Consider the following 7623-nt stretch of genomic DNA (forward strand, 5'->3'; position numbering starts at 1 on the left):
CATTGATGAGAAAGAGTGGTCGGGAAACCAACTTTATCTTATCATGAAGTGAGGCTTTTTTTGACCCCACGCTGAAAGCTTTCCTGAACCCCCGGCATAGCCGGGGGTTTTCCAAGTGCATAAAAAAAGCACTCTTATCCATCTAAGATAAGAGTGCTGCCAATTATACGTTCAGGCAAAACAGGTAAACAATACAGTCCACCCATTTAACGAATCTCCTCGTACTCACAGGTACGCTGAAAGATTCCGCTTCTCCTTCTTAGCCTCACGGGACTATCTTTTAAAGGAATACTATTCAACTAAAAATAACTCTAAAGGTTTCAAAATGAAAAGTCAACGTAAAATACTATTTTTTGGAATATTTTGCCTTAAGCTCCATAACGACATCCCTTAAATCTGCTGCTTTTTCAAATTCAAGATTCTTGGCAGCTTCTTTCATCTCCAGTTCCATTGTTTCAATTAGTTCATTGCGTTCCTCACGTGACAGCTGTTTGATCGTTTCTTCAGACAAGTCCTTCTCTTCGTCCTCAACAACTGAAGAAATTTTAATCAGGTCTCTGACAGCTTTTTTAATTGTTGTCGGCGTAATACCATGCTTTTCGTTGTATTCCTTCTGAATGGTACGTCTACGTTCCGTCTCATCAATGGCTTTTTTCATCGAATCAGTAATGCGGTCCGCATACATAATAACGCGACCCTGCTCGTTTCGTGCAGCTCGTCCACTGGTCTGGATGAGGGAACGGGCACTTCTTAAGAAGCCTTCCTTGTCTGCATCCAGGATAGCTACCAGCGAAACTTCCGGGACATCCAGGCCCTCTCTAAGCAGATTGATACCAATAAGCACATCGTATTTGCCGACTCGCAGGTCACGGATAATCTGTGTTCTTTCCAGCGTCTTAACATCACTGTGCAAGTACTGCACCTTGATACCAATTTCTTTTAAGTAGTCCGTCAAGTCTTCCGACATTTTCTTTGTTAACGTTGTGATAAAGACACGCTCATTTTTTTCAATCCGTTTATTTACTTCATCGATTAAATCATCAATCTGACCTTTAATCGGTCTCACTTCGATAATCGGATCCAGCAAACCAGTCGGACGGATTATCTGTTCCACAACCTGACTGGAACGGTCCATTTCATAATCAGCCGGCGTAGCGGAAATATAATTAATCTGAGGCACACGTTCTTCGAATTCCTCCAGGCGGAGTGGTCGGTTGTCCAGTGCACTTGGCAGACGGAAACCATGATCGATCAGCTGCTGTTTTCTTGCACGGTCACCATTGTACATCCCTCTTATCTGAGGCATGGTAATATGTGACTCGTCAATGATGAACAGGGAATCTTTTGGGAAGAAGTCCAATAGCGTGTAGGGTGCTTCTCCGGGTTGTCGTCCATCCATGTGACGTGAGTAATTCTCAATCCCTGAACAGTAGCCCATCTCCATCAGCATTTCAATGTCATAGTTTGTCCGCTGCTCTAACCGCTGCGCTTCCAGCAGTTTATTGTCTCTATGCAGTTCTTCCAGTCTGACTTTCAGCTCGGCTTGAATCGCTTCTATCGCAGAGCGGGTCTGCTCATCATTTGATACAAAGTGAGTGGCCGGAAAGACCGCAACAAAAGACAAATCGGCTTTTACTTCTCCAGTCAGGACGTCCACTTCTCTGATTCTGTCTATCTCGTCTCCGAAAAATTCTACTCGGACAGCTTCACTTTCACGGGAAGCAAGGAAAATCTCAACAATATCGCCCCGGACACGGAATCGGCCACGCTGAAAATCAATATCATTCCGTTCAAACTGCATCTCCACCAGTCGTTTGAGAAGAGCTTCGCGTGTGATTTCCATGCCGGTTCTCAGAGAAAGAACGTGTTCGCGATAGTCCTCTGGATTAACCAGTCCATAGATACAGGAAACAGAGGCTACTACAATCACATCACGTCTTTCCAGCAGAGAACTGGTGGCAGAGTGTCTGAGCTTGTCTATTTCGTCGTTAATGCTCGCATCTTTTTCAATGAATGTATCCGTTGATGGAACATAAGCTTCCGGCTGATAGTAGTCATAGTAACTGACAAAGTATTCCACGGCATTATCCGGGAAAAACTCCTTGAACTCTGTATAGAGCTGACCGGCAAGTGTCTTGTTATGCGCCATGACAAGGGTAGGCTTGTTTACCTGCTGAATAACATTGGACATGGTAAAGGTCTTACCTGTACCGGTTGCGCCTAATAGGACCTGTTCTTTCTGTCCTTCATTGATTCCCTTGACGAGCTTTCTTATAGCTTCCGGCTGGTCGCCGCTTGGTTTGTATAATGATTTCAGATTAAAAGAGTCTTGAGCCATTATGTTTCTCCTTTTAACGTTTTACTTAGTTTATCATAAAAAAAGTATCCTCATAGACTGTAGCGTCTTAGAGAATACTTTAATGGTTATTATGCTAATTTTTTGCTTAAAAGAGACTTGTCTCTAGCAGCTTTGTTTTCGTGGATATGACCTTTTGAAGCAGCTTTGTCGATAGCTTTAACAGCTTCAACATATAACTCCTGTGCATTGTCATCGTTATTTTTTACAGCAGCTAAAAAGTTTTTCTTGGCAGTTCTCATAGCAGTAACTTGCCCTTGATTGTTTTGTCTCTTTTTAACGTCTTGTCTCTGTCTTTTGATTGTCTGAATCATATTTGGCATAGGTAAACACTCCTTATTTCATTTTAATCTACTGGTTACATTGCGGTGTACGAATACTCTTGCGATAATAACCATAACGGTTGATTTCTTCAACATTCCCCATTTTACAACATCTGGAATCTATTTTCAATGAAAACTTTCAGCACTTTATAAATACGTCTACAAGTTTGCAAATTGCCAGATAAATAACTCTACCTGCAGTTCAGGATTTATCTTTCCAGTCTTCACTTCGTAATCAGCTGTAATCAGCAGATGATGCGCTTGTGATAAGGCAGACTGTGAAAACTGCTTTTCTTTCTGGCCAGCCAGTTTCACTCTATACGGGTGTACCTTCAGTATCGAAGCTATATCTGACTGCTGGTATCCTTTGCTTTTAAGTATTTTCACTTGTATCAGCAGTCTGAACTGACTGATCATCAGAGCCAGTATTTTTATCGGGTCTTCTTTTTGTGTAAGAAGATCCTGATATAACTCGATTGCTTCCTTTACACGCTTATTGAGCAGACGTTCATTTAAGTCAAATATATTCTGCTCCAGAGATTTAGAAACCAGTTTCCGAACCGAGTCGTCCGTTATTTCTCTTTCTCCATACAGATAGGTCGTCAGTTTTTCTGCTTCTCTCATGGCCAGCGACAAATTATAGTCCGTCAGACGAAGTAGCAGTTCCAGTGGTTCATTGTCAATCGTAAAGCCTTTATCGGCAAAGAATTCCTGAAGATAGGTCTTTGTCTCTTTACCAGAAGCCGGATTGACTTCAAGTGCCTCTGTCGCTTTCAGCATGGTTTTTGTAATTTTTTTACGTTTATCGAGCTTCTCATATGGTGCCAGAAAAACCAGTACCGAAAAATCTGATGGGTTATTAACATATGCCTCCAGCTTTTCTATAGTATGTGTCAGTCCGGCCGGCGCCTTTTTTCCACTAAAGATATAACTGTCGTGCACCACCAGCAACTTTTTCTGTCCAAAAAATGGAAAACTCTCCGCTTCATGAATAACATCATCCACTGTGGAGTCATTTAGATTAAAATGAATGGTATTGTTAGGATCTTCATCGTCCTGTTTCATTCGATCGTTAAAAGCAGTCAGCAGCCTCTCGATAAGCAGCTCTTCAGTTCCCCAAATAAGGTAGCAAGGCTTCAGTTCTTCTTTTTTTATGACCTTGATTGTTTTTTCTACTGTCTTCATTCATAGTCTCCTTGTGACGAATTCGTCCAGAAATTCTGTCCATATTTACTCACCCAATTATCCAGTAGCCTGTAATCTGAAAACCTATAGTGAATACTGCCATGTAGATCTGTTCTATATGTTTCACTCGTGTTTTCTTTTAATCTGGACAGCACCTCATCATGAGGGTGATTAAAGCGATTCGTTTCTCCTACTGAAATCAAAGCATATTCGGGTCCAATCTGTTCAAGAAATTTTTCGGTAGTTGAACTGGAACTTCCGTGGTGGGCAACTTTCAGTACATCTGCCTCCAGGCCGGGGTAGTCTCTCAAGAGTTGTTCTTCTCTTTCGAACTCTATGTCACCCGTAAACATCCATACAAGTTTACCATATTTACCAATGAGTACAACAGACTGGTTGTTGATATTTTCTTTGTCTTTTAAGCTGTCCTTCAGCACTGTCAGCCGGTCAGAGAAACTTACTGTTGCTGACTGGTCAATAATGTTAAAGCTGGTCCGTTCCATATTCATTCTGTTCAGCTGTTCATGAAAAGACGAATCAGTTAAGGTCTCAGTGGTTCCGGCAATTGATGACACAGGAATATGCTCAGCCATACTGGCTAATTCTCCATAGTGATCATAATGGAGATGTGTAATCAGGACAGTATCAATTCTATCAATACCCATGCTTTTCATTAATGGTACGAGGACATGGCTACCCAGCGCAAACTGGCTTTGCTTCACTTCCCATTCTTCATACTCTCTCCAGTTAACCGCGCCACCTGTATCTATCAATGTAACATCTCTATTGAAAGGCTCTTTTATTAAAATAGCATCTCCCTGACCCACATCAATCATAATAATTTCTCCAAAAGGCGTAAGCCTGTTCGAGGCAGCTAGACTGATAAATACTATGACAAATAGGCAAGCGGACAGCCAGCTCATCCGTTTTTCCATCATAAGCAGTAGAAGAATGCCTGTCAGTGCCCATAAAACCATTACTGCCACTGGTAATCGACCTGAAACGAAAACAAGAGAAGCTGCCTCTTCTATCCCATAGGTCAGTGATTCCATTAGTGTGATTACATCCGACAATAGCTGATCAAGGATTAAAAAGACTGCCGTACCTCTTAGAAGGGGTGATAAAGCAAATAGTAGAATCAAGCCGGGTAACAGCAGTAAAGAAATAAACGGTATATAGATACTGTTAAACAGCAGCGCTCCCAGGGAAAACTCAAAAAAATGGTAGCTTAGAACTGGAATTGAAGCAATAAACAGAATGCCGTTTAATACTGCATATTGCGTAAATAATGACAATGACCTGAAGAAGGGCTGTCCGGAAAGCAGGATAATCAGGAAACTCATTAGAAAACTAAGTTGAAAGCCTACGGTTAGTATAACTGCAGGATTAATTAGAAGCAGGCTAATCAAGGCTACGCTCCAGCAATCCAGTGTATGGATAGACTGCTTTCTTAAGTCATACAGGTTTTTTACTCCGTGCTGGACAGATGCCCGGTAAACACTGACACCCAATCCAGTAAATACAGCGTAAACGAGTAAAAACACCAGCTGTAATGTTAGACTGCTTTCACGGGTGACTCTAATTTTCAGAACAGCTTTGTTCAATCCTCCCAGTAACAAAGAAATATGTAGGCCGGATATACTCAACAGGTGCATAAGGCCGAGATTTCTAAATGACTGAATGACTTCTTCCGACAATGCACTTCTGTCCGCAAACAAAAGTGCTCGAACATACAGACTGGTGACTGAACTAAAAACCATGTCACTGTATGCCAAGGCTCTCATTCTCAGAGAATCAAGAAAGTAAGTTCTTTCGTGGAAAACCGGCAAACTGTCCATTTCAAGAAGCAGATCGGCATAAAGAACCTGTTTGATATTCTGCCGCTCTAAATACAGTTTGTAATCAAATAACTTGCTGTTGGTTGCCTGAGAGGGACTTCGAAACACTCCGGTAGACACCACCCTATTATAAGGCCGGAAAAGTTGTTCTTTTTCACTCTCAGTTTTAATGGTGTAGTGAACCATGACTTTTTGAGTGGTCTGGGAATCTTTTATAGCCCCCTGAAATTTCAACTGATTGCCGTCAACTTTCCAGGACGTCTGTTTGACCTCAATAATATAGGGCGTGTCAGATACTTCCTCAAAGTACAGACCCTCTTGGCTGGCAAATGTTTGAAGGACACTAAGCGCAATCAGCAAAAGAGCAAGATAAGCGAGTGATTTGTCTTCCCATAATGCCAGTCTTATCAGCAAAACTAAACATATAACAAGAAACATCCAGCTGGACAGTTGGACGGCTGTTACATAGAGAAATAACAGAATAGCAGGAAAAACTAGTTTCCCCTTAATAAAGTCTACTCATTAGTTTCAGGTTTATAAAATACAGTATCAATGCTCTTGAAAAATTCAGAAGGTACAGATATTTTTTCGGTTTTAACGCCTGCGCGTTTAAGCAGCTCGACAGCGTAATCATGATTGTGGTAATCTTCCAGATAAAATATTTTATTGATGCCGCTTTGTATTAACTGCTTAGTGCATTGCAGACAGGGGAAATGTGTGACATAAACGTCAGCTCCTTCAGTCTTGACGCCAAACTTTGCACACTGCAGAAGTGCGTTTGCTTCAGCGTGGACAGTTCTGACACAATGACCGTCCACCACATAGCAGCCGTCATCAATACAATGGACATCCCCACTGACAGACCCATTATATCCGCCTGATATCACTCGTTTGTCTCTGACAATGGTTGCACCAACAGCTAATCTGCTGCAGGTACTGCGCATGGACAGCAGCATACTCTGGGACATAAAATACTGATTCCATGGAATGCGTTCACTCATTTTCAATCTCTCCATTCAACTCAATAGGTATTCTTTTAAGTTTTTAATCAGTATACTAGAGGCATGGGACCGATTCAATCATGTTTTCAGTTTACCGTTATCTGATTCTGAATTTTTTCAAGAGTTTTGACTCCAATACCTGAAACGTCTGTCAGTTCATCTATGGTTTTAAATAATCCATTCGCCTCCCTGTAATCGATAATAGACTGGGCCTTTTGAGGACCGATACCGTTTAATTCAAGCAGACGAGTGAGATCAGCTGTATTAATGTCAATTAACTGGTCAGCCTTCTCTTCCGTCGTCTCTGGACTGACAAGGGAGACAGTGACTTCCTCTCCCTTATAAGGCACATATATCAGCATCTCATCCGTTAGGTGCATTGCAAAATTAACCGCATTGGCTTCTGCATCTGCTATTAAACCCCCGGCTTTTTTAATCGCATGATCAACTCGTTCCCCTTTAGTCAATTCGTACACCCCCGGTGAAACGACAGCTCCCTTAACATCTACCAGCAAGGGATAGTCTTCCACTTCCCGTTCACCTGTCTCCACCTCTTCTTCTAAGCTGTGCTCCATTTCCAGTAAATCCGCCATACTTACTTCAGCTATTTCTTCTTCATTACTGATTGTATCTGTTGACGTATCCGAAAATACATACCGACCCAGCATAACTGACAAGCTGATACAGACAATTGCTATTGGCAGACCATACTGCTTTACCTTTTCCACATCGTCATCCTCCTTTCATGCACCTTATATATAATATTATCTTTTTATTTTAAATCTCACTTTTTATCGAGTAGGAGACTAGTCATTAATTGACTAGTCGACCTCTCACACCACCGTACGTACGGTTCTCGTATACGGCGGTTCAATAACTTGAATATCTCTAACGTTCATACAGTAGTATTAAATCTTTTA

The 7623-nt window shown here is 41.6% G+C and carries 6 protein-coding genes; all 6 read right to left on the minus strand.

All coding sequences use genetic code 11. The features are described from left to right. Positions 1-346: 346 nt before the first annotated feature. On the minus strand, positions 347-2338 hold the full coding sequence (gene uvrB / locus ACYVLS_RS09535) for an excinuclease ABC subunit UvrB (RefSeq protein ID WP_460323936.1): 1992 nt from the start codon (positions 2336-2338) through the stop codon (positions 347-349). 89 nt (positions 2339-2427) lie between these two features. Beyond that, the gene (rpsT, locus tag ACYVLS_RS09540) at positions 2428-2679 is read right to left on the minus strand and encodes a 30S ribosomal protein S20 (protein ID WP_460323938.1); all 252 of its coding nucleotides are present in this window, start codon (positions 2677-2679) and stop codon (positions 2428-2430) included. A gap of 159 nt (positions 2680-2838) precedes the next feature. Next, positions 2839-3864: a DNA polymerase III subunit delta gene (holA, locus tag ACYVLS_RS09545; RefSeq protein WP_460323940.1), complete on the minus strand. Its 1026-nt coding sequence runs from the start codon at positions 3862-3864 to the stop codon at positions 2839-2841. Further along, positions 3861-6212, minus strand: coding sequence for a DNA internalization-related competence protein ComEC/Rec2 (locus tag ACYVLS_RS09550; RefSeq protein WP_460323946.1), 2352 nt, complete (start codon positions 6210-6212; stop codon positions 3861-3863). Before ACYVLS_RS09550 ends, holA begins: the two co-directional genes overlap by 4 nt. 5 nt (positions 6213-6217) lie before the next feature. Next, positions 6218-6703, minus strand: a complete 486-nt coding sequence (locus ACYVLS_RS09555; RefSeq protein WP_460323942.1) for a ComE operon protein 2 — start codon at positions 6701-6703, stop codon at positions 6218-6220. Between the two features lie 86 nt (positions 6704-6789). Further along, complete coding sequence (locus tag ACYVLS_RS09560) at positions 6790-7431, minus strand: helix-hairpin-helix domain-containing protein (protein WP_460323944.1); 642 nt, start codon at positions 7429-7431, stop codon at positions 6790-6792. Positions 7432-7623: the final 192 nt, after the last annotated feature.

It is taken from the genome of Alkalibacterium psychrotolerans (assembly GCF_054784355.1).

Excerpts from the sequence above, each read along its gene's own strand:
- uvrB (WP_460323936.1), bottom strand. The coding sequence starts at position 2,338 with ATGGCTCAAGACTCTTTTAATCTGAAATCATTATACAAACCAAGCGGC.
- rpsT (WP_460323938.1), bottom strand. The coding sequence starts at position 2,679 with ATGCCAAATATGATTCAGACAATCAAAAGACAGAGACAAGACGTTAAA.
- holA (WP_460323940.1), bottom strand. The coding sequence starts at position 3,864 with ATGAAGACAGTAGAAAAAACAATCAAGGTCATAAAAAAAGAAGAACTG.
- ACYVLS_RS09555 (WP_460323942.1), bottom strand. The coding sequence starts at position 6,703 with ATGAGTGAACGCATTCCATGGAATCAGTATTTTATGTCCCAGAGTATG.